This window comes from Sphingopyxis sp. BE235 (assembly GCF_031457175.1).
Taxonomy (GTDB): Bacteria; Pseudomonadota; Alphaproteobacteria; order Sphingomonadales; family Sphingomonadaceae; genus Sphingopyxis.
Window position 1 is genome coordinate 594246 of record NZ_JAVDWC010000001.1, and the last position, 26996, is coordinate 621241.

Annotated in this window: 26 protein-coding genes; 13 read left to right on the forward strand and 13 right to left on the reverse strand. The window is 65.1% G+C overall.

Translation table 11 applies throughout. The features are described from left to right. Nucleotides 1-189: 189 nt before the first annotated feature. Together J2X38_RS02825 and J2X38_RS02830 are read right to left on the reverse strand one after the other, a co-directional pair. Complete coding sequence (locus tag J2X38_RS02825; protein WP_310251100.1) at nucleotides 190-1263, reverse strand: serine hydrolase domain-containing protein; 1074 nt, start codon at nucleotides 1261-1263, stop codon at nucleotides 190-192. 277 nt (nucleotides 1264-1540) lie between these two features. Beyond that, the gene (locus J2X38_RS02830; protein WP_231732679.1) at nucleotides 1541-4279 is read right to left on the reverse strand and encodes a TonB-dependent siderophore receptor; all 2739 of its coding nucleotides are present in this window, start codon (nucleotides 4277-4279) and stop codon (nucleotides 1541-1543) included. Between the two features lie 239 nt (nucleotides 4280-4518). On the opposite strand from J2X38_RS02830, the gene J2X38_RS02835 reads away from it, so the two are divergent. After that, nucleotides 4519-6456, forward strand: a complete 1938-nt coding sequence (locus tag J2X38_RS02835; protein ID WP_310251103.1) for an isoaspartyl peptidase/L-asparaginase — start codon at nucleotides 4519-4521, stop codon at nucleotides 6454-6456. Further along, nucleotides 6456-6902 (forward strand): Lrp/AsnC family transcriptional regulator, encoded by a 447-nt coding sequence (locus J2X38_RS02840; RefSeq protein WP_058538904.1) that lies wholly within the window; start codon nucleotides 6456-6458, stop codon nucleotides 6900-6902. Before J2X38_RS02835 ends, J2X38_RS02840 begins: the two co-directional genes overlap by 1 nt. A 142-nt stretch (nucleotides 6903-7044) precedes the next feature. Here the strand turns inward: J2X38_RS02840 and J2X38_RS02845 are convergent, their stop codons facing one another. The 5 genes from J2X38_RS02845 to J2X38_RS02865 all read right to left on the reverse strand — a co-directional run bounded on the left by J2X38_RS02845 (nucleotide 7045) and on the right by J2X38_RS02865 (nucleotide 12081). Further along, a complete protein-coding gene (locus J2X38_RS02845) occupies nucleotides 7045-7773 on the reverse strand; it encodes a tRNA (guanine(46)-N(7))-methyltransferase TrmB (RefSeq protein ID WP_310251108.1) in 729 nt (242 codons plus the stop codon). A gap of 71 nt (nucleotides 7774-7844) precedes the next feature. Then, a complete protein-coding gene (gene metK / locus J2X38_RS02850; RefSeq protein WP_058539120.1) occupies nucleotides 7845-9065 on the reverse strand; it encodes a methionine adenosyltransferase in 1221 nt (406 codons plus the stop codon). 50 nt (nucleotides 9066-9115) lie between these two features. Next, nucleotides 9116-10705, reverse strand: coding sequence for an apolipoprotein N-acyltransferase (lnt, locus tag J2X38_RS02855; RefSeq protein WP_310251111.1), 1590 nt, complete (start codon nucleotides 10703-10705; stop codon nucleotides 9116-9118). Nucleotides 10706-10958: 253 nt separating this feature from the next. Next, the gene (locus J2X38_RS02860; protein WP_310251114.1) at nucleotides 10959-11378 is read right to left on the reverse strand and encodes a DUF2141 domain-containing protein; all 420 of its coding nucleotides are present in this window, start codon (nucleotides 11376-11378) and stop codon (nucleotides 10959-10961) included. Then, nucleotides 11314-12081, reverse strand: a complete 768-nt coding sequence (locus tag J2X38_RS02865) for a sterol desaturase family protein (protein ID WP_310251118.1) — start codon at nucleotides 12079-12081, stop codon at nucleotides 11314-11316. Before J2X38_RS02865 ends, J2X38_RS02860 begins: the two co-directional genes overlap by 65 nt. A gap of 74 nt (nucleotides 12082-12155) precedes the next feature. Between J2X38_RS02865 and crtY the strand changes: the two genes are divergently transcribed. The 7 genes from crtY to J2X38_RS02895 are packed head-to-tail and all read left to right on the forward strand — an operon-like array spanning nucleotide 12156 to nucleotide 17672. Continuing rightward, entirely contained in the window at nucleotides 12156-13313 is a 1158-nt protein-coding gene (crtY, locus tag J2X38_RS02870; RefSeq protein WP_310251121.1) for a lycopene beta-cyclase CrtY, read from the forward strand. Next, the gene (locus J2X38_RS02875; protein ID WP_310251124.1) at nucleotides 13310-14794 is read left to right on the forward strand and encodes a phytoene desaturase; all 1485 of its coding nucleotides are present in this window, start codon (nucleotides 13310-13312) and stop codon (nucleotides 14792-14794) included. Before crtY ends, J2X38_RS02875 begins: the two co-directional genes overlap by 4 nt. Beyond that, nucleotides 14791-15042, forward strand: coding sequence for a CPCC family cysteine-rich protein (locus J2X38_RS22940; protein WP_082639839.1), 252 nt, complete (start codon nucleotides 14791-14793; stop codon nucleotides 15040-15042). The genes J2X38_RS02875 and J2X38_RS22940 overlap by 4 nt, the downstream gene beginning before the upstream one ends. Further along, a complete protein-coding gene (locus tag J2X38_RS02880; protein ID WP_310251127.1) occupies nucleotides 15039-15620 on the forward strand; it encodes a TIGR00730 family Rossman fold protein in 582 nt (193 codons plus the stop codon). Before J2X38_RS22940 ends, J2X38_RS02880 begins: the two co-directional genes overlap by 4 nt. Beyond that, entirely contained in the window at nucleotides 15620-16591 is a 972-nt protein-coding gene (locus J2X38_RS02885; RefSeq protein ID WP_310251130.1) for a phytoene/squalene synthase family protein, read from the forward strand. Before J2X38_RS02880 ends, J2X38_RS02885 begins: the two co-directional genes overlap by 1 nt. Next, entirely contained in the window at nucleotides 16588-17157 is a 570-nt protein-coding gene (gene pnuC / locus J2X38_RS02890) for a nicotinamide riboside transporter PnuC (RefSeq protein WP_058539126.1), read from the forward strand. The genes J2X38_RS02885 and pnuC overlap by 4 nt, the downstream gene beginning before the upstream one ends. Then, a complete protein-coding gene (locus tag J2X38_RS02895) occupies nucleotides 17154-17672 on the forward strand; it encodes an AAA family ATPase (protein WP_310251134.1) in 519 nt (172 codons plus the stop codon). The genes pnuC and J2X38_RS02895 overlap by 4 nt, the downstream gene beginning before the upstream one ends. Nucleotides 17673-17877: 205 nt before the next feature. On the opposite strand, the gene J2X38_RS02900 is transcribed toward J2X38_RS02895, so the two are convergent. Beyond that, nucleotides 17878-19410, reverse strand: coding sequence for a class I adenylate-forming enzyme family protein (locus J2X38_RS02900; RefSeq protein WP_310251139.1), 1533 nt, complete (start codon nucleotides 19408-19410; stop codon nucleotides 17878-17880). A gap of 353 nt (nucleotides 19411-19763) precedes the next feature. On the opposite strand from J2X38_RS02900, the gene J2X38_RS02905 reads away from it, so the two are divergent. From J2X38_RS02905 to J2X38_RS02920, 4 genes are all read left to right on the forward strand, one after another. Beyond that, nucleotides 19764-20477 (forward strand): response regulator transcription factor, encoded by a 714-nt coding sequence (locus J2X38_RS02905; RefSeq protein WP_310251141.1) that lies wholly within the window; start codon nucleotides 19764-19766, stop codon nucleotides 20475-20477. 278 nt (nucleotides 20478-20755) lie between these two features. Next, nucleotides 20756-22288, forward strand: a complete 1533-nt coding sequence (locus J2X38_RS02910; protein ID WP_310251145.1) for an acyl-CoA synthetase — start codon at nucleotides 20756-20758, stop codon at nucleotides 22286-22288. Between the two features lie 4 nt (nucleotides 22289-22292). Beyond that, nucleotides 22293-22901: a 2-hydroxychromene-2-carboxylate isomerase gene (locus J2X38_RS02915; protein WP_310251148.1), complete on the forward strand. Its 609-nt coding sequence runs from the start codon at nucleotides 22293-22295 to the stop codon at nucleotides 22899-22901. A gap of 13 nt (nucleotides 22902-22914) precedes the next feature. Further along, a complete protein-coding gene (locus tag J2X38_RS02920; protein WP_310251150.1) occupies nucleotides 22915-23718 on the forward strand; it encodes a crotonase/enoyl-CoA hydratase family protein in 804 nt (267 codons plus the stop codon). Nucleotides 23719-23825: 107 nt separating this feature from the next. On the opposite strand, the gene J2X38_RS02925 is transcribed toward J2X38_RS02920, so the two are convergent. Genes J2X38_RS02925 through crcB form a run of 5 tightly spaced genes read right to left on the reverse strand, consistent with a single transcriptional unit; the run spans nucleotide 23826 to nucleotide 26971 of the window. Then, nucleotides 23826-24515: an ATP12 family protein gene (locus tag J2X38_RS02925; protein ID WP_310251152.1), complete on the reverse strand. Its 690-nt coding sequence runs from the start codon at nucleotides 24513-24515 to the stop codon at nucleotides 23826-23828. Further along, nucleotides 24512-24748: a hypothetical protein gene (locus tag J2X38_RS02930; protein WP_310251155.1), complete on the reverse strand. Its 237-nt coding sequence runs from the start codon at nucleotides 24746-24748 to the stop codon at nucleotides 24512-24514. Before J2X38_RS02930 ends, J2X38_RS02925 begins: the two co-directional genes overlap by 4 nt. Continuing rightward, complete coding sequence (locus J2X38_RS02935) at nucleotides 24745-25365, reverse strand: FMN-binding negative transcriptional regulator (protein ID WP_310251158.1); 621 nt, start codon at nucleotides 25363-25365, stop codon at nucleotides 24745-24747. Before J2X38_RS02935 ends, J2X38_RS02930 begins: the two co-directional genes overlap by 4 nt. Continuing rightward, nucleotides 25365-26597, reverse strand: a complete 1233-nt coding sequence (locus J2X38_RS02940) for an RluA family pseudouridine synthase (protein WP_310251160.1) — start codon at nucleotides 26595-26597, stop codon at nucleotides 25365-25367. The genes J2X38_RS02935 and J2X38_RS02940 overlap by 1 nt, the downstream gene beginning before the upstream one ends. Further along, nucleotides 26594-26971: a fluoride efflux transporter CrcB gene (gene crcB, locus J2X38_RS02945; protein WP_310251163.1), complete on the reverse strand. Its 378-nt coding sequence runs from the start codon at nucleotides 26969-26971 to the stop codon at nucleotides 26594-26596. Before crcB ends, J2X38_RS02940 begins: the two co-directional genes overlap by 4 nt. Nucleotides 26972-26996: the final 25 nt, after the last annotated feature.

Below are 26996 nucleotides of genomic sequence, written 5' to 3' on the forward strand. Positions count from 1 at the left end.
GTGCAGCCCGATGACCGCGGGCCGGGTCTTTCGCGAGCCGCTCGCGGCCAAGAGTTGTCGCAATACAGATTGGGCCCGTATGCCAGATCCTTGACCAGCTTCTTATCGAGCAGATTGTTGCCGCGAATGTTCGGCGATCTTGCACCGGGAGAAAGGTTGAAGAGACAATCCTCCGGTTCGACAAGCTGATCAGACCAGGGATTTCAACCGGTCGATACCTGTTGCCTGCCGAACGATCCGGGACGCGAGCGCATTTCCGTTCGCGGCATTGGTGAAGACGACGATCGCCCGCCCACTCCGCGCATCACCGACGCCCAGGGTCTTGAATATCCCGTAATTGCTGCCGCTGTGCTGGAACAGCTGGCCTGATGAGGATTGCTCGAGTTCCCAACCCAGCCCTCGCGAAATGTCGCGCCCGCGCACTTCGAGCTGCGGCGTGAGCATCGCTCGCCGGGCCGCGTCGCTAATCTCCCAATCCGCCCGCCCCGGCCGATCCATCATGAGAACCATGAACTTCGCATAGTCAGACGCGGTCATCAGGAGCCCTCCCGCCGAATTGACCAGAAGGTCGTGTGTCGATGGCGGCGTCTTTGGATCTGTCTCTCGCATCGCTGCGACCGAATCCTCATAGGTCCAGGACGCGATCGGCTTGCGCCACTTCGAAGCGACCCGGAGCAGCCGGTCGCCCAGCTCGCGCGTGGGCTGGGAAGGAAGCTTCTGCTCGCCTTCCGGAGGTTCGGAATGGCCGAAGACCACCGACCTTGCGATCGCCTCGTCCCAGCCGAAGCTGCTGTGAGACATTCCCGCAGGGCCGAACAGCTTCGCCTGCATCACGCTGCCGAGGCCCATTCCCATGATCGTCTCGACGACCAGCTGGAGCCAGATGAAAGCTTCGCCGGAATAGGTGTAGCGCGATCCGGGCGCGCTGCTCGTGACGAGCGGCTCGAAAGCCCAGTTGGGCAGGCCCGTCGAATGCGCCAGCACCTGCCGGGCCGTGATAAGCTCGATATTCGGGTCGATACCCAAATTCGCCGGCCGGCGATACCGGGCGAGCGGCTTGTCGAGGTCGAGGCGCTTTTCGTCGGCCAGCCGCATCACGACATAGGCGAAGACCGGCTTGGTCATCGACGCGGCTTCGAACAGCGTATCCTCCCGCACGGGGTCGCGGGTGAGAATATTTTTTACTCCGAAGCTTCTGCTCCAGGCCAGCCTCCCGCGGTCCACGACCGCGACGGCGACGCCGGGCACGCCGGCGATGCGCATGAGGCGCGGAAGTTCCTGCACCAGTGTCTCGGACGGAATCCATGCGGCATTGTCGTCTGCGTGATGGGTTCCCGCACGGGCGCGAACGGACACCGGGCCGCTTGCGATCAGCGCCGCAGATCCAACGAGTAGGGCTCGCCGGCCGAGCATCGTTTCGGAAGTCCTCATACGGCGGTCGATCCATCATGCGGCAGGTTACTGATGGCTTTTGGCTGGCTGGATTTGCGACCAAAACCGATAGGCCCCAACACGGCCTATCGGTTGGTCCGGAGGCAATTCAGAGCGGCGACCCTCCGAGCTTGTAGGTCAGCTGCAGGAAGACGCTGCGGCCGACGCTGTCGAACCAGCTGGTGTTGTAATAGGGGTAGCTTGTCCAGGTCGGATCCTTCACCGGGTTCTTGTCGAACACGTTCCGCACCGTCAGCGACCCGCGCATATGATCGGTGAAATCATATTGCAGCGTCGCGTTGAACAGATAGCTCGCCTTGATATAGGCATCCTCATCATAGTTCGGCAGTTTTCCGAGACGCGTGCCCGAGAAGGTGAACTGCGCGCCGTCCGACGCCCAGGTGATGCTGCCGTTCGACTTGTCACGCGGCAGGTAATAGCCGCTGTCCGCCGCCAGCTTGTCGATCACAGGATCGCCCGGATATTGCTGGAAGCTGTGCTTGAACACATGGCTGTGCGCGAGCGACAGCGTGAAATCGCCAAAGCTGGTAGGCAGCGTGCCGCGGAAGGCGACGTCGATCCCGCTCGTCTTTTCGCGCGCGATGTTGATCGGGTTGACGCGGATCGACGAGATTTCGCCGATCGACGGCCCGGTGGTGAAGCGGCTGACGCGCGATATCGCATCCTGACAGGTCGGCGAGTTGATATCGACCGCGGTTCCCGCCTGCGTCCGCCCCAGCCGGCAATCGGCCTCGTCGCGCGCGATCTGGTTGACGCTGAGGTCGTCGACCTGATTGTCGAGCGTGACGCGGAAATAGTCGACCGAGATATGAAGGCGGCGCGACGGCGAGAAAACGGCGCCAGCGGTGAGCGTCCGCCCGGTTTCGGACTTGAGATCTCGGTTGCCGTTGCGGTTCACGACGATGCCGGTCCCCGAATAGCTGCAATCGCTGATGTCCTCATAATCCTCGCTGGGATCGGAACGGCAGAGATAATAATCGTCAACGCTGCTTTCGACGTTACCCGGGCCGGTGAAGACATAGTGGAGATCGGGCGCGCGGAAGGCGGTGCCATAGGCGGCGCGGAACAACAGGCTTTCGGTCGGGCGCACTTCGAGCCCGCCATTGTAAGTGAACTTGCCGGTGTTGCCCCCGCCGAAGCGGAAATGATCATAGCGTCCGGCGCCGGTTACGGTCACGAAATCGAGCACCGGCACGCGAAGCTCGCCGCCGATCGCGGCGTGGCTGCGCTTGCCTTTGCCGTCGCTGTCTTTCCAGCTGTAATAATAGTCGGTGAGCGCGAGCGGGTCGGGATTGAGGTCGTAACCCTGCTTGCCATATTCGGCGACCGCGGCGAAGCCGACCGGACCCGCGGGCAGCTGGAACAGCTCGCCGTTGGTGATCGTCGCCTGCAGATTGCTCGTCCAGCTGACGGGCTTGTAGACCGTGTCGGCCGAGATGCTTTCATACTCGGCGCGCGTCAGCGGCGTGTAGAAGCGCGTCGGATCGGCGTCGAAGATCGGGTTGCCGTCGCCGTCGACGCCGAGCTGCGGACCGAGATAGAGGTCGTTCGCCTTGCTGGCGATGATCTGCGGCCAGCGCACGATCGACTTGTAGCGGCTGTAGTTGAACGACAGCTCGTAATTCCAGGCATTGCCGAAATTGCCGCGGATGCCGGGCGTGATGCTGTAGGTCGTCTGCTTGCTGCGCTGCATTTCCAGCCCGCCGGTTTCTTCGGGCGTGAACTGGCGCGTCCATTCGTCGAGCGAATCGACGGCCGGATTGATGTTGTAGAAGCTGTTGTTCGAGCTGCTCGACGAACCTTCGAAGCTCCAGCTTGTCACGTCGTACATCAGGCGGACCTTGCTGATCCCGAACTGGAAATCGGTGAACAGCTTGGCATTGTCCGACAGCTCGTACGACATGGTGCCGAAACTGTTGAAACCCTTGCGGCCCGAAATGATCGTGCCGTAACCGATCGAGGTCTTGCTGCCGCAATAGAAGCCCGGGCCATAGTCATCGAGCGCGTCGTCGAAATAGCCCCAGTTGGGGCGCGAGGCATAGATGATCGATCCGCCGTTGAGGTTCGACAGCGCGGCGCAGGTGTCGGCGCCCGGATCGATATAGACTTCGTCTTCCATGTTGCGGCGGAGGAAGGTGCGCCGCGGCAGGCCGCCGCCCGGCTCGTCGTCGGTGCTGTCCTGGATCTTGCGCTGATACGCCCAGAGCGGGCGCTGATCGAGATATTCGATCCCGCCAGCGATATTGAAACGGTCGGTCGACCAGCCGCCGGTCGCGGTGAAACGGTGCGACAGCCCGCCGCCGTGCTGGGTACGGCCGTGGCGATAGTCGAGCGTGATGCCGTCGAGCTTTTCCTTCATCTTGAAGTTGACGACGCCCGCGATCGCGTCGGACCCGTAAATCGCCGAGCCCGCGCCGCTCAATATTTCGACCTTGTCGATCAGGCTGACGGGGATGTTCGAGATGTCGGTGAAGTTGCTGCGGCCGATATAGGGCAGCGGGAAGTCGGCGATCCGGCGGCCGTTGATCAGCACGAGGGTGTGGTTGGGGCCGAGGCCGCGAAGGTCGACCTGCTGCGCGCCGGGGGTGAAATCGGCGCTGCTGCCCGACTGCGGGCTTTGCGTTTCGCCGCTGTTCTGCGTCATCGCGGCGAGCAGTTCGGGGACGCTGGTATAGCCGTTGGCGCGGATCGTGTCGGAATCGATCGTGGTGACCGGCGATGGGCCCTGATCCTTGATCGTCGGGATGCGCGATCCGGTGACGATGATTTCCTGCGCGTCGCCTTCGGGGGCGTCCTGTGCGAGCGCCGGCACGGCCAGTGCGGGCATGCAAACGCCCAGCCCGAGGACAATCCGAAACGCCCGCTTCCCGAAATTGGTCATCTATCAAACCCCCTGTTTTGTCCCGGCCCGAATCAAACCCATTCGCCCACCACCGGATATTTCACTCACTCGACCAGAAAGCGTCGATAATTTCAATCACTATGACAAATTTGGAAATCATATTGTCTTTTGAGGTCATCATTATGTACGCTGCCTTTTCACCGGGGTCGCGAAAAGGAAGACGGATGCTGCGTTCGATCATGCGGGGATTTGGGCTGCTGCTTGCCGCGCTGGGGCTTTCGCTCGCGCCCGTTGCGGCGAAAGAAGCGAAAGATAAGCCCCACGAGCATTACGTCTTCGGCAAATTGAATACGCCGACACCGGGACCGGTATCGGGCGGGCTGCTGTTGATGGGCGGCGGCGACCGCAACATCGACGCGATGAAATGGTTTTTCGGCAAGGCCGGGAACGGCCATATCGTCGTGATCAGCGCATCCTATGGCAAGGAAATCGGCGAGGAATTCTTCCGCGATATCGGCGGTATCCAGTCGACCGAAATCTTCGTTTTCCATGGCCGGTCGCAGGCGACGAACAGAAAGATCCTCGACCGGCTGAAAAAGGCCGACGGCATCTTCATCGCGGGCGGCGATCAGGCGCGCTATGTGCGATACTGGCGCGGCACCCCGGTGGGCGACATCCTCAACGCGCATGTCGCGGCGGGCAAGCCGCTCGCGGGCACCAGCGCCGGCCTCGCGATTCAGGGCGAGAAGCTCTACGGCGCGATGGACGACGGCAGCATCAAGAGCCCCGAGGCACTCGCCGACCCGTTCGGTCCGGCGAACACGATCGAGGGCGACTTTCTGCATTTCGCGCTGCTCAAGGGCATCGTCACCGACACGCATTTCAAGGAACGCGAGCGGCTCGGACGGCTGTTCGCTTTTGTCGCCAAGGCGCAGACCGGGCGCTCCGCCGACCAGCCTGCGATGCTCGGCCTCGGCGTCGATGAAAGCGCGGCGCTCGCGGTCGAACCCGACGGCCGCGCGCGCATCTATGCGACCGAACCCGACGGCTATGCGTGGGTCGTCGACGGAGCGGGGCTCCGCGGCCTCGCGCAGCGCGGCCCGCTCGACGCGCCGCGCGTCAAGGTGACGGGCGTCGGCCCCGGTTCGGTGCTCCACCTGCCGTCGGGGCAAGTCGACGCGCCTGTTTTCGTGCGTAACTATGCCGCCCGCGCGGGCGAGATCGTCGAGGTGCCGCGCTGGTCGCTCGCGATCCATGGCGGCGCGGGGGTGATCGAGCGCAAGACGCTCTCGCCGGAAAAGGAAAAAGCATATCGCGCCGGGCTCGACGAAGCGCTGCGCACGGGCAGCGCGGTGCTCGACAAGGGCGGCGCGGCGCTCGATGCCGTCGCCGCGGCGGTGCGTGTGCTCGAGGATAATCCGCTGTTCAACGCCGGGCGCGGCGCGGTGTTCACCGCCGAGGGAAAGAACGAACTCGACGCCGCGATCATGGACGGCAAGACGCTCAAGGCCGGCGCGGTCGCGGGGGTGACGCGCACGCGCCACCCGATCGATCTTGCGCGCGCGGTGATGGACAAGAGCCCGCACGTCATGCTCGCGCGCGACGGCGCCGACCGCTTTTCGGTCGAGCGCGGGCTCGAACAGGTCGACCCGAGCTGGTTCCGCACCGAGGAACGCTGGCAGGGGCTGCTGCGCTGGCGCGAAAAGCAGGTGTCGGCGGTCGACCCGACGCATCTGTTCGGCACCGTGGGCGCGGTCGCCCTCGACGCCGACGGCAATCTGGCGGCCGCGACCTCGACCGGCGGGATGACGGGTAAGCGCTGGGGCCGCATCGGCGATTCGCCGATCATCGGCGCGGGCACCTATGCCAAGAACGGGCAATGCGCGGTGTCGGCGACCGGATCGGGCGAGTATTTCATCCGCGAAAGCGCCGCGCGGCAAGTCTGCGACCGCGTCGCGTGGAAGGGCGAGAGCCTGAAGGACGCCGCGCAAGGCGCGATCATGGCGGTCGGCGCGATCGGCGGCGACGGCGGGCTGATCGCGATGGGGCCCGACGGCCGCCCCGCCTTTGCCATCAACGACCTCGGCATGTATCGTGGGCGGATGAGCGCCGGGGGGACTCCACAAATTGCGATCTTCGCCGACGAGAAGTTGGCCGATTGATGCCGCACTCGGGCGTCAATCTCGACGAGATCGACGAACGCCTGCTCACCTTGCTGCGCGACGATGCGCGGCAGACGATCGCGCAGCTTGCCAAGGGGCTCGGCATTTCGCGCGGTGCGATCTATTCGCGGCTTGCGCGGCTGGAGGAAGAAAAGGTCGTTGCCGGCTATACGGTGCGGCTGGGCAACGCCTTCGCCGCGAGCCGCGTGCGCGCGCATATGATGATCAAGACGCTGCCGCGCTTTCACCGCGAGGTCGAGCAGGCGCTCGCCGGCTTTTCGCTGGTACAGGCGATCCATGCGATCAGCGGCGAATATGACATCATCGCGATGCTCGAAGCCGAGGATGGCGCGCAGCTCAACGAATTGATCGACGACATCGGCCTCCTCGACGGTGTCGAACGCACGACGACGTCGGTGATTTTGGCCACTAAAATCGAACGATAAGCGGTCTCTTTATGCCAAGCCGCTAGTAAGGAAAGGCGTTGCCCGTTCACGCTCGGTCGTTTGCCGCCAGATTGTGATCAGCGACTGAAGCGGGTTGGAAGGCTGAATTCGCGTCAAAATATAGTATGAAGTGCCTGGGGCGTCAGCTGCATTTTGTGGCCGTCCGCCGGTAGCGGAAATACCAGACCTCATGGCCCTGAGTGCGCGCCTTGGCTTCGTAGCGTGTCTCGGGCCAGCCGCCAGGGCGGACCTGGAAATCCTGCGAATCCTGCGCCAGCCATTCGAACTGATGGCGGTGGCGGCGCATCACCATCAACGCGTGCTGCAGATAGATCGGGTGGTCGGTGCCGAAGCGGAACTCGCCGCCGGGTTTGAGCTTTGCCGCGATCAGGTCGAGCGGGCCGTCGTTCATCATCCGCCGCTTGGCGTGGCGCGCCTTCGGCCAGGGATCGGGGTGGAGCAGATAGGCGAAGCTGAGCGCGCCATCGGGGATGCGCCGCAGCACTTCCAGCGCGTCGCCATGATGAATGCGAACATTGCCGATGGGGAGCCGTGCGCCATGATCGCCCGCGACGTGGACCAGTGCCTGGGCGACGCCGTTGATAAAGGGTTCGGCGCCGATGAAGCCATGATCGGGCAGCATGTCGGCACGCCCCGCCATATGCTCGCCGCCGCCAAAGCCGATCTCGAAATGGAGCGGGCGGTCGTAACCGAACAGCGCTTCGGCGGTGACCTCGCCCTCGGTGGGAACCGCGATCTGCGGCAGCAACGTGTCGATCAGGTCCTGCTGGCCCGCGCGCAGGGGCTTGCCCTTTGAACGGCCGTAGAGGCGGTTGATCGTCGTCGGATCGCCGGGCTTATGTGCAGTCATGGGGCGCGCCCTAGCCGCGCGACCGGGCGGCGGCAACCCGCCACCCGGCATAATGCGACATCAAATGAGCGTCAGGCGGCGAGCGCCGCCTTGAGCTTGTCGACCAGGTCGGTGCGTTCCCACGGGAAGCTGTCGCCCTCCGACGTGCGGCCGAAATGGCCGTACGCTGCGGTCTGCTTGTAGATCGGCTTGTTGAGGCCGAGGTGCGTGCGGATGCCCTTCGGCGTCAGGCGCACGAGCTGCGGGATGACCGCCTCGATCTTGCCTTCGTCAACGGTACCGGTGCCGTGCAGGTCGACATAGATCGACAGCGGCTCGGCGACGCCGATCGCGTAGCTGAGCTGGATCGTGCAGCGGCGCGCGAGGCCCGCGGCGACGATGTTCTTCGCCAGATAGCGGGTGATGTACGCCGCCGAGCGGTCGACCTTGGTCGGGTCCTTGCCGCTGAACGCGCCGCCGCCGTGCGGGCTCGCGCCGCCATAGGTGTCGACGATGATCTTGCGGCCTGTCACGCCGGCGTCGCCGTCGGGGCCACCGATCTCGAAACGCCCGGTCGGGTTAATGTGATAGACGGTGTTCGCGGTGAGCAGTTCGGCGGGAAGCACATCGGCGATCACGCCGAGCACATATTTGCGCAGCTCGGTGTATTTTGCTTCGTCGCCTTCGCCATTGTGGAAATAATAGCCCGGCGCGTGCTGGGTCGACACGACGATCGCGGTCGCCTCAACCGGACGCTCGTTGGCATAGCGCAGCGTGACCTGGCTCTTGGTATCGGGTTCGAGGAAGGGTGCGGTGCCCGCCTTGCGGTCGGCCGCCATACGCTCGAGGATCTTGTGGCTGTAATCGAGCGTCGCGGGCATCAGGTCGGGGGTCTCGTCCGACGCATAGCCGAACATGATACCCTGGTCGCCGGCGCCTTCGTCCTTGTCGCCGCTTTCGTCGACGCCCTGCGCGATATGCGCCGACTGGGCGTGGAGATTATTCTCGAAGCGGAAGCTTTCCCAGTGAAAGCCAGCCTGCTCGTACCCGATGTCCTTCACCGTCTTGCGCACAGTGGCTTCGATCTCGTCGAGCGCGCCCGGTGCCCACTCGTCATTCTCGAACACGCCTTTGCAGCGGATTTCGCCCGCCAGCACGACGAGCTGGGTGGTGGTCAGCGTCTCGCACGCGATTCGGGCTTCGGGATCCTTCGACAGGAACAGGTCGACGATCGAATCGCTGATCTGGTCGGCCACCTTGTCGGGATGTCCTTCGGACACGCTTTCGGAGGTGAAGAGGAAGCTGTTGCGCATGGAGAGCCTTCTATGAACGGATATAAAGGAAGCTTTATGTGGGGGTGCTGTTAGCGTCCGCGCCGACGAAAGGCAATGGCCAGCGCGAGCAACAGCAACGCAAACCCGACCGGCAGCATGTTGCCATAGCGCGCGAAGAGCGTGGGGGCATGCGCCTTCGGAACGAAGGTGTCGATGCGTCCCGCCGCATGCATCGGCAGCGATTCGACGATGCGGCCGTCGGCATCGATGACGGCGCTGATTCCCGTCGGGGTCGCGCGCACGACAGGCAACCCTTCCTCGATTGCGCGGAGCCGCGCTTGCGCCAGATGTTGCGGCGGGCCCCAGCCGCCGAACCAGGCGTCGTTCGAGGGATTGAAGATGAAATCGGGGCGGTGCGCCCGGTCGACGACCTGGCCTGAAAAGATGATCTCGTAGCAGATTTGCAGCCCGGCCCGACCAAAGGCGCCGAGGTCGAGGGTGCGGGCGCCGGGGCCCGGCCAGAAATCGATGTCGCCGGGGGCGAGCCGCGACAGGCCGATCGCCGACAGGATCGGGCGCATCGGCAGATATTCGCCGTAAGGGACAAGATGCGCCTTGTCGTAGCGCGGGCCGAGCGTGCCGTCGGCATGGACCGTCATCACCGCGTTGCGCGCGCCGACGACATCGCCCGTCTTGTCGAGTTCGAGCTTGAGCGCACCCAGAAGCATCAGGTCGTCGGGGTTCATCAGTTTGATGAGCCGCATACGCGCCTCGACGGGCGAGCGATCGTAATAAGGGGCGGGATAGCCCGCTTCGAGATAATCGGGCACCGCCGCCTCGGGCCACAGGATCAGGCGCGGCGTGTCATCCTTCGGCGTCGTCAGACGCGCGAGCTTTTCGAAATTGAGGTCGGCCTTGCTGCCCTCCCATTTGTCTTCCTGTCCGACATTGGGCTGGACGACGGTGATGGGGATGCGCTGCGTACCCTTAACGCGAACGGCGGCATCGACGTTGCTGCCCGTTTGCGACAGAAATGCCGCACCCCATAGGGCGAGCAGACTACCGAAAAGCGTGGCTGCGGCGACACGGCGATGAAACCACGCTAGGATCATCACCGCCGCGAACAGGCAGACGATCGCGCTCATGCCATATGTGCCAATCCAGCGGGCGGGCGCGGCAACGTGCGGGACGGCAATCACCCCCAAAGGGTTCCATGCGAAGCCGGTGAAAATCCAGCTGCGAAGCCATTCGGTGAGCGCCCAGAGGCCGGCGAAGGCCAGCAGGTAGGACGGCGCCGCAAAATGCGCGTCTGCCTTGGGCTTCATCATCCACGCGCCCCAGGCCGCAAGCGCCGGATAGACTGCAAGATACAGCGACAACAGGCCGACCGCAATCCACCCGAGCCATGCGGGCATTGCCGCCTGATAGGTGAAGGCGGTTGCGATCCAGTTGAGGCCGACGACGAAATGGCCGACGCCGAACGCCCAGCCGATACCCAGCGCGCGCGAACCCTTGGGGCTGCGCGCGACAAGCACCATCCAGCCGCCGAGCGCGAGCAGGGTCAGCGGCCACAGGTGGAGCGGGGCGAAGCCGGTTGCCGAAATGGCACCGAGCAGGAGGGCAACAAGCTTTGGCCAACGGTCGGCAAAAGCGGCGATGCGGGAGGATGTCGCGGTCACGCGCGCTGCTTTAGCGCTGCACCCTCGGCCCTACAATGGCGCTTGCGATTCTCCGGCGGGGCTTATGGCGAATAACGAGCGGTAGCCGACGCTCGCTTTCATCGTCGCCCCGGACTTGATCGGGGGTCCCGCTTGAGGTCGAAGCCAGCCGATGCCTCAAAAAGCGGGATCCCGGATCAAGTCCGGGATGACGAAAGAAAATGAAGCAACGTCCGCTCCCTACCCCAAACGGTTGCGAACGACGCTACACCCGTCAGAGCATATATTTCATCTTGATCGACTGGCGCATATCGCCCGCGACCGCGAAACTTGCCGATTTGAAGCTCGGCGGGCCGACGGTGATCGCCGGATTGCGCGAAAAGCCGAAGCCTTCCTTGGGCACGAAGATCGCGACATCCATCTTGTTGTTGCTGTTCTCGTCATGGACGACCGCGATCGCATAGGTGCCGGTCGCGGGCGCGTGGACCGCGAAATCGCCGGCGTCGGCGGCTTTCACCGCCATGCGCACCGACCCCTTGTCCTTGCTGCAGTCGGGAAATGCTTTGGGGTTGGTGGTCAGGCAGACGAGGATCTGTCCCTTCGCGCTGCGCAGCCCGGTAACGCTGACCTCAACTGTTGGAGCGGGCGTCGGCGGCGCTGCCGCGGCGGCCAGCAGCGCGGCCGAAATGACCAAGGCCAAGGTCCGTGCCGCACGCCTTGTCCCAGAAGCGGAAATAAAGTCCATAATTTCCCCGGTAAGCGGCGTGATGCGCCTCGTGATGTGTCGCGGTTATCAGCCAGCGGCCGGCGGGTCCATGAACAAGCGCGCGCGGGAACATCTCCCACCCCATATGATTGCCGACCCCCATGATCGTCATGATCGCGAGTACGAGCCCCAGCACCGCGACATGGATCGGGATCAGAAAGACGAGCGCGGGGATGACGATTGCGCCGGTGATTGCCTCGAGGGGATGAAAGCTCATCGCGGCCCACGCGGTCGGCGGGCGGCTTTCGTGATGGACGCTGTGCGCGACGCGGAACAAGGCTGGCCGGTGCATCCAGCGGTGCGTCCAGTAAAACCATGTGTCGTGGATCAGCAGATAGGCGAAGAGGCTAAGCGGCAGATACCAGAGCGGAAAGGCGCCCCAATCACTGTAGATGCGCGTCCAGCCATGCGCCTGCCACCCCCACGCGACGACGCCCGCCGGAACCCCGTAAATCGCGGCGCTCGCAAGGCTCCACCCGACCTCGCGGCGCATCTGCGGCTCGAGCCCGCGATAGAGGCCGGGGTGCTTCCACCGCGTCGCAAGCGCGAAGCCGCCGCTGGTGATCAGATAGCGCACGCCGACGATCGCGGTCATCGCGAGTGCGGACAAAAGGATCGGCCAGCCGGTCATCGCACAAGGCTAGCCGCTCGCCGCCGCGTTGCAATGGCTTTGCGCCCGCGCGTTCGCGTGGCTAAGGCAGGGGAATGGTGGGGCCGAGCAACGATAAATGCGACATCGCGATCGTCGGCGGCGGGCTCGCCGGCGGGCTCGCGGCGCTTGCGCTCGCGGCGAAGCGCCCAGACCTCGACATACGGCTGGTCGAGCCGGGGCCGATCGGCGGCAATCATATCTGGTCCTTTTTCGACAGCGACATCGCGAAGAAGGACCGCTGGCTCGTCGCGCCGCTCGTCCGCCATCACTGGCCGCACTACGATGTGCGCTTCCCATCGCACGAGCGCCGGCTGCGCATGGGGTACAAAAGCATCACCGGCGAAGCGCTCGCCGATGCCGTCATGGCGGCGCTGCCGACGGGGCATGTCATCGTCGACAAGGCCAAGCATGTCGCGCCCGATCACCTGCTGCTGTCACGCGGAGGGCGGCTTTCGGCAAAGCATGTGATCGACGCGCGCGGCGGGGGGAAATTCGCGGGCCTCGACTGCGGCTGGCAAAAGTTCGTCGGGCAGGCGTTGACGGTGAAGGGCGGGCACGGCGTCGAGCAGCCCGTCGTGATGGACGCGACGGTCGAGCAACTTGACGGCTATCGCTTCGTCTACCTGCTGCCCTTCGATGCCGAGACATTGTTCGTCGAGGACACTTATTACAGCGACGACGCCGATCTCGACGTCGGCTTCGTACGCGAGCGGATCGCGGCCTATGCAGCGGCGCAGGGCTGGGACGTCGCGGCGACGACGCGCGAGGAAAGCGGCGTGCTTCCGGTGGTGATCGCGGGCGATTTCGACCGGCTGTGGCCCGCATCCGACCGCACCGCACGAATCGGGGTGCGCGCGGGCACCTTCCATGCGACCACCGGCTACTCGCTTCCCGATGCCGTGCGCACTGCATCATCGCTGCCCGGCCTCGTCGATCGCGCCGACCTTCCCGCCATCCTCCGCGATCGCGCCGCGGCGGCGTGGCGGCGCCAGCGCTTCTACCGCATGCTCGGCGCAATGGCCTTCCGCGCCGCCGATCCGGGCGAGCGCTACCGCATCTTCGAGCGTTTCTATCGCCTGTCGCCGGGCCTGATCGCGCGCTTCTATGCCGGGCGGTCGACGACGGCGGACAAGCTGCGCATCCTGTCGGGCAGGCCGCCGGTGCCGATCGGCCGTGCGATTTCCGCGTTGTGGAAACGCGACTGGCGATGACGCGCCGCGCGATCGTCGTCGGCGCGGGTTTCGGCGGGCTCGCGCTCGCGATCCGGCTCCAGTCGGCGGGCGTCGAAACGACGATCGTCGAAGCGCGCGACAAGCCCGGCGGGCGCGCGTACCACTGGATGAAGGACGGCTTTACCTTCGACGCGGGCCCAACCGTGATCACCGATCCGCCCTGTTTGCAGGAACTATGGGCGCTGAGCGGACAGGACATGGCGCAGGACGTCGACCTCGTCCCGGTGATGCCCTTTTACCGTCTCAATTGGCCCGACGGCACGAACTTCGATTATTCGAACGACGAGGCCGCGCTCCGTGCCGAAATCGCCAAGCTCCATCCCGCCGACGTCGCCGGCTACGACCGCTTCCTCGAATATTCGAAGGGTGTGTACGAGCAGGGTTATGTGAAGCTCGGTGCGGTCGCCTTTCTCGACTTCGCCTCGATGATCAAAGCGGCGCCCGCGCTGATGAAATATCAGGCGTGGCGCAGCGTCTATTCGATCGTGTCATCTTATGTGCAGGACGAGCGGCTGCGGCAGGCTTTGTCGTTCCATACCCTGCTCGTCGGCGGCAACCCGATGACGACGAGCGCGATTTATGCGCTGATCCACACGATCGAGAAAGAGGGCGGGGTCTGGTTCGCGCGGGGCGGCACCAATGCGCTGGTGCGCGGCATGGTGCGGCTGTTCGAGCGGCTCGGTGGGGCGCTGCGGCTTGGTGATCCGGTGACGCAGATCGAAACCGCGGGTGACCGCGTCACGGGCGTCACGACGCAAAGCGGCTGGCACGCCGAAGCCGGCATGATCGCAACCAACGGCGACCTGATGCACAGCTACCAGACGTTGCTCGCCGACCATCCGCGCGGGAGCAAAGTTGCGAAAAGCCTCGCGCGCAAACGCTGGTCGCCCTCGCTCTTCGTCGTCCATTTCGGCGTGAAGGGCTCCTATCCCGATGTGGCGCACCACAGCATCCTGTTCGGCCCGCGCTACAAGGGGCTGCTGGGCGATATTTACGGCGGCGTGATCCCCGACGACTTCTCGCTCTACCTTCACCATCCCAGCATCACCGATCCAGGCATGGCGCCGCCGGGTCATTCCGCCTTCTACGCGCTCGCCCCTGTCGCGCATCTGGGCAAGGCCAAAGCCGACTGGGACGGCGCGTTCGGGCAGCACTTCGCCGACGCGATCATCGAAGAGGTCGAACGCCGCGTCGCCCCGGGCCTTCGCGCCAACCTCGTCACCCGCTTCCACTACACCCCTGCCGATTTCCACCGCGACCTGTCGGCGCATCTTGGCAGCGCGTTCAGCCTCGAGCCCGTGCTGTGGCAAAGCGCCTGGTTCCGCGCGCACAACCGCGACGATGTGATTTCCAACCTTTACTTCGTCGGCGCGGGCACGCATCCGGGCGCGGGTATCCCGGGGGTCGTCGGCAGCGCCAAGGCGACCGCCAATCTGATGTTGGAAGGTTCCAAGCAGTGAGTTCCAAAGTCGAATGCCCTTGTTGTCGGTTTTTCACGATCGAGGCGCACGCAGACTATGAAATATGCCCTGTCTGCTATTGGGAAGATGATGGGCAAGATGATTTGGATGCAGATGAGGTGCGCGGTGGACCGAACGGAAATTTGAGTCTGAACCAAGCTCGGAAGAACTTTTTGCAGTTTGGGGCCTGTGAGGAAAAAATGCTTGGTCATGTAAGGCCGCCAACTGAAGTTGAGAGACAGAAATGAAACGCCTTGCCGTCTATTGCGGGTCCGCGACCCCCGAAGATCCGATCTATATCGAAACCGCGCGCCACGTCGGGCGCACCTTGGCCGAGCGCGGCATCGGCGTCGTCTATGGCGGCGGCCGATTGGGGCTGATGGGCGCGGTCGCCGATAGCGCCCTGGAAGCCGGCGGTCAGGTGATCGGGATCATCCCCGAGGCGCTCGTCGGCGCCGAGGTCGCGCACCGCGGCTGCACCGAGCTCCACGTCGTTTCGGGCATGCACGAACGCAAGAAGATGTTCACCGACCTCTCCGACGGCTTCCTCACCATTCCCGGCGGCGTCGGGACGATGGACGAACTGTGGGAAGCGATCAGCTGGGCGCAGCTCGGCTATCATACCAAGCCCGTCGGGTTGCTCAACGCCGCGGGCTTCTACAACGACCTTATCGCGTTCAATCGCAACATGATCGAGGTCGGCTTCATCCGCCCCGCGCACGCCGGGATCATGATCGTCGACGCCGGGCTCGACGATTTGCTCGAAAAAATGGCGGCTTATGTCCCGCACAAGACGATTTTCGCGATGAAGGCCGAAAATCTGTAATGAGTGAGGCGGGGGCCTATGATGCACATGCCCTCCACGGTTTCGCGCACGACAGCATCGCGCGCGGATCGAAAAGCTTCGCGCTGGCCAGCCAGCTCTTCGACCGCGAAACGCGCGAGCGGGTGTGGTTGCTCTATGCCTGGTGCCGCGCCGCCGACGATCTGACCGACGGGCAGGATCATGGCGGCGCGATGAAGCCGGACCATGATCCGGTCGCCGCGGTCGCCTATATCCGCGCGCAGACCGACAAGGCGTTTGCCGGGCAGCCGACGGGCGACATGGCGTTCGACGCGCTCGGCTTCCTGCTGACCGAAGTCGCGATTCCGCGCTGGGTGATCGACGATATCGTCGCGGGCTTCGAACTCGACGCGAAGGACTGGCGCCCGCGCAGCGAGCAGGATCTGCTTCGCTACTCCTACCATGTCGCGGGCGCGGTCGGGGTCGCGATGGCGCTCGTCATGGGCATCGATCCCGCCGACGAGACGACGCTCGACCGCGCCTCGGACCTCGGCATCGCGTTCCAGCTCGCCAATATCGCGCGCGATGTGGCCGAGGATGCCGCCGCCGACCGATGTTACCTGCCGGTCGAATGGCTGGTCGAACTCGACATCCCGCCCGGCCAGCACATGCACCCCGCCTTTCGCGGGCGCCTGTCGGTGATGGCGCGATGGCTGTCCGAAATGGCCGAGGAATATGAGGCGTCGGCGCGTTGGGGCGCGCGCAAGCTCGGCCCGCGCAGCCGCTGGGCGGTGCTTGCCGCCGCGGGCATCTATGGCGATATCGTGCGCGAAGTGCGTGCGCGCGGCGACCATGCGTGGGATCACCGCGCCGCATCGAGCCTCTTCGCCAAGCTCGGCTGGGTCGCGCGCGCGGGCTGGTCGGTGCTGCGCCGCCCGCCGCAGCGGCGGATCAGCCGCGAGGGGCTGTGGACGCGCCCCAGACACGTCGAGCGCCACGGGGCCAGCGAATGAGCTATCTCGAATGGATCGCCGCGGCGTTCGTGCTGACCAATGTCGCACTCGTCGCACTGCGCAGCGTGTGGAACTATCCCTTCGCGCTCGTCGCGGTCACTCTCTACGCCTTCGTCTTTTTCGAGGCGAAACTTTACAGCGACATGCTGCTCCAGGGCTTTTTCTTCGCGCTCAATCTCTATGGCTGGGCCGCCTGGATGCGCGCGCGCGATGACAGCGGGGTGCCGGTGCGCTGGATGACCGAGCGTGCGCGGCGAGGCTGGGCGCTTACGACGATCGCCGCGTGGGCGGGGTGGAGCTTTGCGATGGACCGCTATACCGACGCGGCCGCGCCGTGGATCGACGGGGCGATCGCGATGCTCAGCATCACCGCGCAATGGCTGCTCGCGCGGCGCCGCGTCGAAAGCTGGTTCCTCTGGATCCTCGTCGACCTGATCGCGGTGCCGCTGTTCGCGTCGCGCGGGCTTTACGCGACGAGCGCGGTTTATGTCGTGCTGCTCGGCCTGTCGATCGACGGCCTGCTCCAGTGGCGGCGCGCGGCGGCCGCGGGCAGGGCAGCGATATGACGCGCCATATCTGCCTCCATGGCGCCGAAAGCACGGGCAAATCGACGCTCGCGCCGCGGCTCGCGCTTCAGCTCGGCGGGCTCGTCGTCCCCGAATATGGCCGCACCTATGCCGAGGCGAACGGCACCAACCTCGACGAAGTCGACCTGCTCGCGATCTTCGACGGCCACTTGGCGGCGACGCGCGAAGCGCTCGCGCAGCGGCCCGAATGGCTGATTTCGGACACCGATCCGCTGATGACGCAGGCGTGGGCAATCATGCTGCTCGGCCGCCGTCTGCCCGAGATCGACTTGTGGGACGAGGTCGCTGACCTCTATCTCGTCCCCGCGATGGACCTTTCGTGGGAAGAGGACGGCACCCGCCTGTTCGGCAGCGAACTCGCGCGGGATCAGTTCATGGAGGTCGCGATCGGCGAGCTCGACCGGCGCAAACTCAAATGGGCATGGGTCGAGGGCGAGGGCGATGCGCGGCTGCAAAGCGCGCTGGCGGCGATTGAGGCAGCAGGGTTGGCCTGAGCGAATCTGCGGATGTGGTGAGTGTCGGCTTTGGAGTGGGAGCTGGCGTCGTCTCCTTTCTCTTCGTCACCCCGGACTTGATCCGGGGTCCCGCTTGATGTCGAAGCCAGTCGGTGCCTCAAAAAAAAAGCGGGATCCCGGATCAAGTCCGGGATGACGATAAATAGGAACGGCAACTAGCGGTCGAAAGCCGACGGCCCAGAAGCTACCGCGCGTACGCGTCCCTTAACTCGCGTTTCAACACCTTGCCGATCGGGCTGCGCGGCAGTTCGTCGACGACCGTGATCGCGCTCAACCGCTGCGTCTTGCCGACCTTGGCGTTGCAATCGGCGCGCACGGCCTCGGCCTCGGCGCCGTCCTTCAGCACGACGAACGCGACGGGCGTCTCGCCCCATTCCTCGCTCGGCATGCCGACCACCGCCGCTTCGACGACGCGCTCATCGGCAATCAATATCGCCTCCAGGTCGCTCGGGAAAATGTTGAACCCGCCCGAAATGATCATGTCCTTTGCGCGGTCCATCAAGGTCAGGAAGCCGTCCTCGTCGATCCGGCCGATGTCGCCGTGGCGATAGAAGAGATTTCCCTCGGCGTCGTACCAATGCATCGCCTTGGTCGCGTCGGGACGGTTGTTATATCCCGTCATCATCGCGGGGCTGCGGCCGACGACTTCGCCGACCGATCCTTGCGGCAGCTCGTTGCCGTCCTCGTCGATCACCTTCGCGATATGTCCCGGCGCGGGCTTGCCGACCGTGTGCAATTTGTCGGGGAATTGATGCGCCTCGAGGATGAACGCCGCGCCGCCTTCGGTCATGCCGTAAATCTCGACGAGCCCGCCCGGCCAGCGCCGGAGCACATCGGCCTTGAGCGCCGCGGGGAAGGGCGCCGAGGTGCAATATTTCACGACGAAGCTGGAGAGGTCGAAGTCGCCGAAATCGTCGAGCGCCATGATCCGGCGATACTGCACCGGGACCAGCATCGTGTTCGTCGCGCGCTCGCGCGCCGCGAGCTCAAGGAAGCCGCGCGCGTCGAATTTCTTCATCAAGACGACCTGCCCGCCCGACCCGACGGTCGGCATGAAGCTCGCCATCGTCGTGTTCGAATAGAGCGGGGTCGACAGGATTGTCACGGCATTGGGGCCATAAGCGGGGGCGCCACGGATGATGTGCTGCCAGCGCATCGCATGGCTGTGGATGATGCCCTTGGGCGTGCCGGTGGTGCCCGACGAATAAATGATGTTGAAGCCGTCATCGGGCAGAATCTCGACCGGTGCGGGCTTCGCCCCCGCGAGCGACAGCCAGGCGTCGAGCGGTGTTCCGGCGTCGCTGCCATCCATCGCGATCAGGTCGCCCGCGGTGATGACATGGCCTTCGAGGCTCGTCTTTGCCGCACTGTCGAGGAACAGGTGGCGCGCGCCGGTATCGGCGATCATCGCCGCCATCTGCTCGCCCGTCGCGCTGTTGGTGACCAGCCCCGCGACCCCGCCGGCGCGCAGCGTGCCGAGGATCACCGCCATCTGCTCGACGCTGTTGAGGCCGGCGATCGCGGTGCGGTCGCCTTTCGCGAATCCGTCCTGCTGCAACCGCGCGGCGATTCGGTCGGTCAATTGATCCAGTTCGGACCAGCTCAGCCGCCGCAGCGCGTCGGCAGCCGCTACGGCATCGGGACGCTCCGCGGCATGGGCACGGACAAGGTCGGGCAGGGTGGCGAAGTCGCCGTCAAGCATTTCGATACTGGTCATGACCCATGGGTTAGCACAGCCGAAAGGCGGTGCAATGCCGGTGGGGCGGCGGGACGCTAGGGTCAGGATCTACCAAATGCGCGTTCGAGGTTTGAAGCGATTTTGCTCAGGGCGAGAAGGCAAGGCGCAGGCATATGAGAATATTCCAAGACTTGCCGACGAAGCCATGGGCAAAATCGGTCAAATCCCGAAGGGACGCCGAAATGGCTTCGATCTCAGGCCCGCGCGGCCTTGCGGGTAGCGATGCTACCCGCTGCATCCGCTCGAGCCCGATATCTTCGCCATTTCGACGCCTCGAACGCGCATTTGGTAGGTCCTGACCCTGGATGTTGCGTCGACGACGGGGGATGCGGATGGCATCATCGGATATTGCCGGGCAAGGCGACCGGAAGTTGCTGGTCGCCGTCCATCATCCCGTGCCTGCACGGGCCGATGTCCTCGGGGCGGCGATCGAGGCCGCGGGTTTGGCGGTGCAATTCCTGCCACCGCATGTGAGCGACCTGCGCCCTTGGGTCGACAGTTGCTTCAATCTGTTGCTTATCAATCCCTTCCTCGACTGGCAGGAGCCGTCCGAGTTCGTCCGGTTGGCGGCGTCGATTGCCGGGCGCCGGCCGCTGATCGCCTTGTCCGACCGCGACTCGCTCGACGACCGGATGGTCGCGCTCGGCGCGGGCGCCGACGATGCGGTGGGCTGGACCGACAATCTCCCCGAAGTGCTCGCGCGGGTTGCCAGCCTGCTGCGCCGCAGCCGCATCGCCGCCGGGCAGCTCGGCGAGGGAGAACTCAGCATCGATCTGATCGACCGGCGCGTCGAACGCGCGGGCCAGATCATCCGTCTGCCGCTCCGCGAATTCGATCTGCTTGCGAACCTTGCGCGCGTGCCCGACCGGCCGCTGTCGCGCGGCGCGCTGCTCCGCGCGGTGTGGCGGCTCGATTTCGATCCCGGCACCAATCGGGTCGAGGTGCACATGTCGCGGCTGCGCGCCAAGGTCGATCGGGGGTTCGACTGGCCGATGCTGCGCACGGTGAAGGGCATGGGTTACGCGCTGCGGTCGCGTCCGGATTAATCCTCCCTGTCGCGCAGCGATGGGGAGGGGGACCGCCGCGAAGCGGTGGTGGAGGGGCCGTGAGGTTGGCGCCATAGCCCCTCAGTCAGCGCTTCGCGCTGCCACCTCCCCACCGCTTCGCGGCAGGGAGGATCGGTTGAACTGGACAAATTCTGCCTCGCAATTTGCCGCTTCTTGATCGCGAACCTGTCACCGGTTCCAGCTTGCTTGACCGAAAGTTTCAGGTTGCTACTGATCTTCGACATAAAGAAAGCAACGATTCCCGGAGATGATGCCCGATGCACCCCTCAGTCCACGCCCGCGCCAATCCCGATAAAGCCGCGATCATCGTCGCCGAGACGGGGGAGGCGATCAGCTATGGCGAACTCGATGCGGCGTCGAACCGCGCGGCGCAGCTCTTTCGCTCGCACGGGCTGGGGCATGAGGATGTCGTCGCCTTCATGCTCGACAACACCCCGCATTATTATGGGCTGACCTGGGGTGCGCAGCGCGCGGGGCTCCGCTATGTCTGCATCTCGTCGCGGCTGACGCAGGACGAGACCGACTATATCCTCGAAAATTCGGGCGCGCAGATCCTCGTCGTATCGGCGAGCCTTGCTGGCGCCGCGCAGCAGCTCACGACCGGTATCAAGCGCTTCGCGATGGGCGGCGACATACCGGGTTATGAAAGCTGGGAGGATGCGGTCGCCGCGATGCCCGCGACGCCGGTCGCCGACGAGCGCGCGGGGGTCGACATGCTCTATTCGTCGGGCACCACCGGCCGGCCCAAGGGGGTGCGCGTGCCGCTGCCCGAGGATCCCGCGATCGACGCGACGAACAGCCTCGTCATGCTCGCCTCGGCGATATTCCAGATCAACGCCGACAGCATCTATCTGTCCCCGGCGCCGCTCTATCACGCCGCGCCGCTGCGCTGGTCGATGACCGTCCACCGCCTCGGCGGCACCGTCGTGCTGATGAAGAAATTCGATCCCGAGACCGCGCTGGCGCACATCGAAAAATATCGCGTGAACGCCAGCCAATGGGTCCCGACGCATTTCGTGCGCATGCTCAAGCTGCCGGGCGACGTCCGCACGCGCTACGACACCTCTTCATTGAAGGTTGCGATCCACGCCGCCGCCCCGTGCCCGGTGCCGGTCAAGCAGGCGATGATCGACTGGTGGGGGCCGGTATTGTTCGAATATTATGCCGGCTCCGAGGGCAATGGCATGACCTTCATCTCCAGCGCCGACTGGCTGACGCATAAGGGCAGCGTCGGCCGCCCGATCCTCGGCGCGATCCACATCATGGGCGAGGATAACGAGACCGAGCTCGGCGCGAACGAAGAAGGCGCGGTGTTCTTCGAAAGCGAAAATGTCTTCGAATATCATGGGGATAATGAGAAAACGGCGTCGAGCCGCAATTCGAAGGGCTGGTCGACCCTCGGCGATGTGGGCAAAGTTGATGAAGATGGCTTCCTCTATTTGACCGACCGCAAGAGCTTCATGATCATCTCGGGCGGGGTGAACATCTATCCGCAGGAAATCGAGAACCACCTCGTCACCCATCCGAAGGTCGCCGACGTCGCCGTCGTGGGCGGCCCGCACGACGAAATGGGCGAGGAAGTGATCGCGGTGATCCAGCCCGCCGACATGGCCGACGCGACCGATGCCTTCCGCGACGAGTTGCTGACTTATGCGCGCGAGAAATTGTCGGGGGTGAAGATTCCGCGCCGCATTGATTTCATGGAAGCGCTGCCGCGCCACGACACGGGCAAGCTCTACAAGCGCCTGCTGCGCGACCAATATTGGGAAAAGGCAAAGGCGGAGGCCTGATCCGATGAGCGCGCGCGTCGAATTTTTCTTCGACCTTTCTTCGCCGTGGACCTGCCTCGCGTTCCATAACCTGCCGGGTGTACTCGAACGGACGGGCGCGGCGGCGGTCTATCGGCCGATCCTTGTCGGCGGGGTGTTCAATGCGGTGAACCCCGCCGTCTATGCGGCGCGCGAACAGGTCGACAACCGGCGGCTGACGCACAGCTGGAAAATCCTGAAGGACTGGGCGCGGCTCGCGGCTGTGCCGATGAATTTCCCTTCGGAGTGGCACCCGGCGAAAAGCATCGCGGCGATGCGCTTCTGCTGCGCGCTCGAAGCGGATCAGGCGGCGCTCGTTCGCTTCGCGCGCGGTGCCTTCGCGAGCTATTTCGACCGGCAGGAAAATCTCGACGACCCCGCCGTACTCGCAGCGGTCGCCGATGCCGAGGGGCTGGGCGGCGCGGCGCTCGCCGCCGCGGCGGGCAGCGATGCGGTCAAGGCGCGGCTGCGCGCGAATACCGATGAAGTCATCGCGCGCGGCGGCTATGGTTCGCCGACGATCTTCGTCGATAGGGACGATATGTATTTTGGCAACGACCAGCTTCCGCTCGTCGAGGCCGCGCTCACACGCTGAAAAGGACTCTCCCGTGAAAGACCGTATTTCGATCACCATACTCGAAGGCGGGATCGCCGATGTCCGGCTGATCCGCGCCGACAAGATGAATGCGCTCGACCCCGCAATGTGGGAGGCGCTCGCCGAGGCGGTCGATCAACTCAAGGCGACCGCGGGGCTCCGCGTCGTCGTCCTCTCGGGCGAAGGCCGCGCCTTCTGCGCCGGGCTCGACCTCTCGAGCCTCAGCAACGATCGTGATCCGGGCGCGAGCAGCGCGGGCGGCAGCCTGTCCGACCGGACACGTGGGATCGCGAACAATGCCCAATACGCCGCGTGGGGCTGGCGCGAAATCCCGGTGCCAGTGATCGCGGCGGTTCATGGCGTCGCGTTCGGCGCGGGGAGCCAGATCATGGCCGCGGCCGACATCCGTATCGTCCACCCCGACACGCGCATCGCGATCATGGAGATGCGTTGGGGCCTTGTCCCCGATGTCGCCGGCATGGCGCTGTGGCGCACGCAGGTCGCCGACGATGTGCTTCGCGAGATGATCTATACCAACCGCGAATTCAACGGCTCGGAAGCGAAGCTGCTGGGCTTCGCGACGCATGTGTCGGACGATCCGCTCGCGAAAGCGATGGAACTCGCCCAAGTGATCGCCGACAAGAACCCGCACGCGATCCGCGGTGCGAAGCGGCTCTGCAATATGCTTGCTGATGCGAGCGATGCCGAAATCCTGCAGGCCGAAAGCGACGAGCAGGTGAAGGTCATCCGCACCCCGAACCAGATGGAAGCGGTGATGGCGGGGATGCAGAAGCGGAAGCCGAACTTCGTGGATTGAGTCGACGCCCGATCTCCGTTCGTGTCGAGCGAAGTCGAGACACCCATCGAGATGACGCCAAGCCGCGAGGCATCTCGACTTCGCTCGATGCGAACGGATTTTGGGGGTTAAACCAGATTTAGAAACCGCGCCGCATTGTCCCAGTCGCGTTTGTGGATGGCGCGTGCTTTTTGCGCTTCGCTGTCCGCGCCCCAGCGGCGTTCCTGATAGAGCTCGTCGAGGCTCACGGTCTCCCATAAGGCGTCGGCGTCGAACACGTTTTCGAGCAAGGCGAGGCCCGCGACGAGCGATCCGCCGATCGTCACCAGCGGCGTCAAAGCGGTGATCCGCCACGCGTCCTGCGCCAGCACGGCGCCCTGCAACACCGCAACCGTCGCCTCGGGCTGGTCGACCGGCAGCACGCCCTGCGTCAGCGCGAATTCGATGCCGTAGCGTGCCTCGGCCCAGGCGAGCAGCGGGTTCCATGCCGCCGCCTGCTCGGCCTGCAGCGCGGCATCGCGCGCGTCGCGATAGCAGAAGAGGTCGCTCTCGGCATAAGCGGCGACCGGCGCGGCGAAGGCGGCGAGGTCGGGTGTCGCCAGGTCGATCGCGGCGTTGGCGATGCCGGTCATCGGCATATGCGCAGGATCGATCGTCTCGCCCACGTTGCGCCATTCGGCGGCGATCGCTTCGGCGAGTGCGGCGCTTGCGACGGCGAGCGGCGCGCGCTGCGGCGTGCGCACCGGCCGGCCGTCGAGCGCGATGCCCCAGCCGCCGTCCTCGGGGGCGACGGCGACCTCTTTCCAGAAGCGCTTCACGGGTTTTTGGGCGAACGCCAGCGGCGCGCGAGCAGCAGCGGCATGACCGCGAAATCGAACGCGCCGACCAGCACGATCGCGGCGCCGATCCAGCGGTCGGTCGGCTGGCCCGCGAGCGTGAAACCGCCGCTGATCAGGATGAAACCGATCATCGCGAAGGCGGCGCCCATCAGGCGCATCGCGGAGATCGCAAAGAAACGTTTTTTGGCGAGTGCGTCGTCGGCTTGGGTCATGCACCCTCCCTATCGCCGCCAAGGTGGCGCATCAACTGCGCGAGCGCGCCATGGCCGGTCGCCTCGACGCCCTCGATCACGCGCCCGCGTTCCGCGGCGGACTTGTTCTGCGACAGTTTGATCGTCGGGCGCCACGCCGCGATCCGCATTTCGAAGCCGGTAATGGCGCCGGTCATCTTGCTGAACAGCGCCGGGTTCATCTTGTCGCGCGTCCAGGGCGGGTTCGCGCCGGCGCGCGCTTCATGTGCCGCGGACAGCGCGTCGAGCTGCGCGACCAGTTCGGCGTCGTCGAGTTTGCGCGCCACGCCTTCCATCTCGATCGCGACATAATTCCACGTCGGCACCTGATCGGCGTCGGCGTACCAGCTCGCGCTGACATAGGCATCGGGGCCCTGCACGACCGCCAGCGCGTTCGCGCCGCCCAAATGGCGGGTGAGCGCGTTGCCGCGCGCGAGGTGGAATTGCAGCGTCGCCCGGTCGTCGCTCAGCACCACTGGCGCATGCGCGACGCGCGGCCCGTCGGGGGTGCTCGCAAAGATCGCGGCAAAACCGATCTCGCGCACGAGCAATTCGGCGAGATCCTCCTGCCGCGGGCGGAAGGCGGCGTTCGGGTGCATCAGCTCGCTTTGGGCGGGCGCGCCGGATGCTTCTTGGCGCTTGGCTTCTTGCCCGCGGGTTTCCCGGGCGCCGGCTTGCCGGGCTTGCCCGGTTTCGCCTTCGCCTTGGGCTTCGGCTTGCCGACGAAATCGGTCGGTTTGCTCTCGGCGGTCCGGCCGCGCCGCTCGCCGCGCCGCGCCTTGCGGATCTGCTTGCTGTGCGCCTTCGCCTGCGCCTTCAGCGCCGATTTGGGCGGCGGGCCTTTTTCGGCCGGGTCGATCCCGACCTCGCCGAGCAGCAGGTCGAAACCGAGCGCGTCGAGGCTCGCTGCGAAATGCTCGGGCACCTCGGCGCTGATATCGATCGCGCCGCCGTCGGGGTGGTCGATGCGCAGGCGGCGACTGTGGAGGTGCATCTTGCGGCTGATCGTGCCGGTCAGGAACGCACCCTTGCCGCCATATTTGCCGTCGCCGACGATCGGATGGCCGATCGCCGCCATATGGACGCGCAGCTGGTGCGTGCGCCCGGTCAGCGGCTGCAGTTCGACCCACGCCGCGCTGTTGCCCGCGCGCTCGATGACGCGATAGCGCGTCTTCGATGCGAGGCCGCTGTCATGGACGTGCATTTTCTCGCCGCCCGACCCCGGCTGCTTGGCGAGCGGCAGGTCGATCTCGCCCTGCGGGATGTCGGGAACGCCGACGATCAGCGCCCAATAGGTCTTCTTCGCGCTGCGGTTCGAAAAGCTCTTGGCGAAATAGGCCGCGGCCTTCGGCGTCCGCGCAACGAGGAGCGCGCCCGACGTGTCCTTGTCGAGCCGGTGGACGAGCTTGGGGCGCGTCGGGCCATCGAATTTCAGCGCGTCGAGCAGGCCGTCGACATGCTGCTCGGTCTTGGTGCCGCCCTGCGTTGCGAGCCCGGGAAGCTTGTTGAGCACGATCGCACTGGCATCGCGGTGGATGAGCATCCCGGTCGCCAGCTCGATATCGGCATCGGTCAGCGGACGACCCTTGCGCGCCGGACGCGCCGCAGTCTCGACCGGCGGTGTCGGCATGACGAGTTTCTGCCCGGTCGCGATCCGGTCCGACACATCGGCCTTTTTGCCGTCGAGCGTCAGCTGTCCCGAGCGTGCCCAGCGCGCGAGCAGTGCGTGCGGCGTTCCTTCGCGGTGGCGCTTGAACCAGCGGTCGAGCCGGATGCCGTCGTCTTCCTCGGCGATGGTGGCGCCGTCGAGATTGGCTTTGGCGTCGCTCATGCGGGCACCTGCCGCACGATGAAGAGGCCGAGCCCGCAGGCGGCGATCGCGCCGATCACCGATGCAAGGACATAGGCGGCCGCCTGGGCGTTTTGACCGCGTTCGAAAAGCATCCAATATTCCATGCTGAAAGAGGAGAAGGTAGTGAAGCCGCCGAGAATCCCGACGCCGACGAACAGCCGTGTCGTGTCGCCGCCACCGCTGCGCGCCAGCCAGCCGACGAGCAGGCCCATCAGCAGGCTGCCGACGATATTGATCGACAGCGTCCCCCACGGGAAGGCCGGGCCGAACCGCGCGAGTATCGCCTGGCCGACCAGATGGCGGACCCCGGCGCCGATCGCGCCGCCGATCATGACGGGAAACAGGCTGTTCATGCGCCCGCCCTAGCCCGAAACGGGC

What these genes read in the sequence shown, in the direction of transcription:
- J2X38_RS02825 (WP_310251100.1), bottom strand. Translation starts at nt 1,263, where the DNA reads ATGCGCATCGCCGGCGTGCCCGGCGTCGCCGTCGCGGTCGTGGACCGC.
- J2X38_RS02830 (WP_231732679.1), bottom strand. Translation starts at nt 4,279, where the DNA reads ATGCCCGCACTGGCCGTGCCGGCGCTCGCACAGGACGCCCCCGAAGGC.
- J2X38_RS02835 (WP_310251103.1), top strand. Translation starts at nt 4,519, where the DNA reads ATGCTGCGTTCGATCATGCGGGGATTTGGGCTGCTGCTTGCCGCGCTG.
- J2X38_RS02840 (WP_058538904.1), top strand. Translation starts at nt 6,456, where the DNA reads ATGCCGCACTCGGGCGTCAATCTCGACGAGATCGACGAACGCCTGCTC.
- J2X38_RS02845 (WP_310251108.1), bottom strand. Translation starts at nt 7,773, where the DNA reads ATGACTGCACATAAGCCCGGCGATCCGACGACGATCAACCGCCTCTAC.
- metK (WP_058539120.1), bottom strand. Translation starts at nt 9,065, where the DNA reads ATGCGCAACAGCTTCCTCTTCACCTCCGAAAGCGTGTCCGAAGGACAT.
- J2X38_RS02865 (WP_310251118.1), bottom strand. Translation starts at nt 12,081, where the DNA reads ATGACCGGCTGGCCGATCCTTTTGTCCGCACTCGCGATGACCGCGATC.
- crtY (WP_310251121.1), top strand. Translation starts at nt 12,156, where the DNA reads ATGGTGGGGCCGAGCAACGATAAATGCGACATCGCGATCGTCGGCGGC.
- J2X38_RS02875 (WP_310251124.1), top strand. Translation starts at nt 13,310, where the DNA reads ATGACGCGCCGCGCGATCGTCGTCGGCGCGGGTTTCGGCGGGCTCGCG.
- J2X38_RS02880 (WP_310251127.1), top strand. Translation starts at nt 15,039, where the DNA reads ATGAAACGCCTTGCCGTCTATTGCGGGTCCGCGACCCCCGAAGATCCG.
- J2X38_RS02885 (WP_310251130.1), top strand. Translation starts at nt 15,620, where the DNA reads ATGAGTGAGGCGGGGGCCTATGATGCACATGCCCTCCACGGTTTCGCG.
- pnuC (WP_058539126.1), top strand. Translation starts at nt 16,588, where the DNA reads ATGAGCTATCTCGAATGGATCGCCGCGGCGTTCGTGCTGACCAATGTC.
- J2X38_RS02895 (WP_310251134.1), top strand. Translation starts at nt 17,154, where the DNA reads ATGACGCGCCATATCTGCCTCCATGGCGCCGAAAGCACGGGCAAATCG.
- J2X38_RS02900 (WP_310251139.1), bottom strand. Translation starts at nt 19,410, where the DNA reads ATGACCAGTATCGAAATGCTTGACGGCGACTTCGCCACCCTGCCCGAC.
- J2X38_RS02905 (WP_310251141.1), top strand. Translation starts at nt 19,764, where the DNA reads ATGGCATCATCGGATATTGCCGGGCAAGGCGACCGGAAGTTGCTGGTC.
- J2X38_RS02910 (WP_310251145.1), top strand. Translation starts at nt 20,756, where the DNA reads ATGCACCCCTCAGTCCACGCCCGCGCCAATCCCGATAAAGCCGCGATC.
- J2X38_RS02915 (WP_310251148.1), top strand. Translation starts at nt 22,293, where the DNA reads ATGAGCGCGCGCGTCGAATTTTTCTTCGACCTTTCTTCGCCGTGGACC.
- J2X38_RS02930 (WP_310251155.1), bottom strand. Translation starts at nt 24,748, where the DNA reads ATGACCCAAGCCGACGACGCACTCGCCAAAAAACGTTTCTTTGCGATC.
- J2X38_RS02935 (WP_310251158.1), bottom strand. Translation starts at nt 25,365, where the DNA reads ATGCACCCGAACGCCGCCTTCCGCCCGCGGCAGGAGGATCTCGCCGAA.
- J2X38_RS02940 (WP_310251160.1), bottom strand. Translation starts at nt 26,597, where the DNA reads ATGAGCGACGCCAAAGCCAATCTCGACGGCGCCACCATCGCCGAGGAA.
- crcB (WP_310251163.1), bottom strand. Translation starts at nt 26,971, where the DNA reads ATGAACAGCCTGTTTCCCGTCATGATCGGCGGCGCGATCGGCGCCGGG.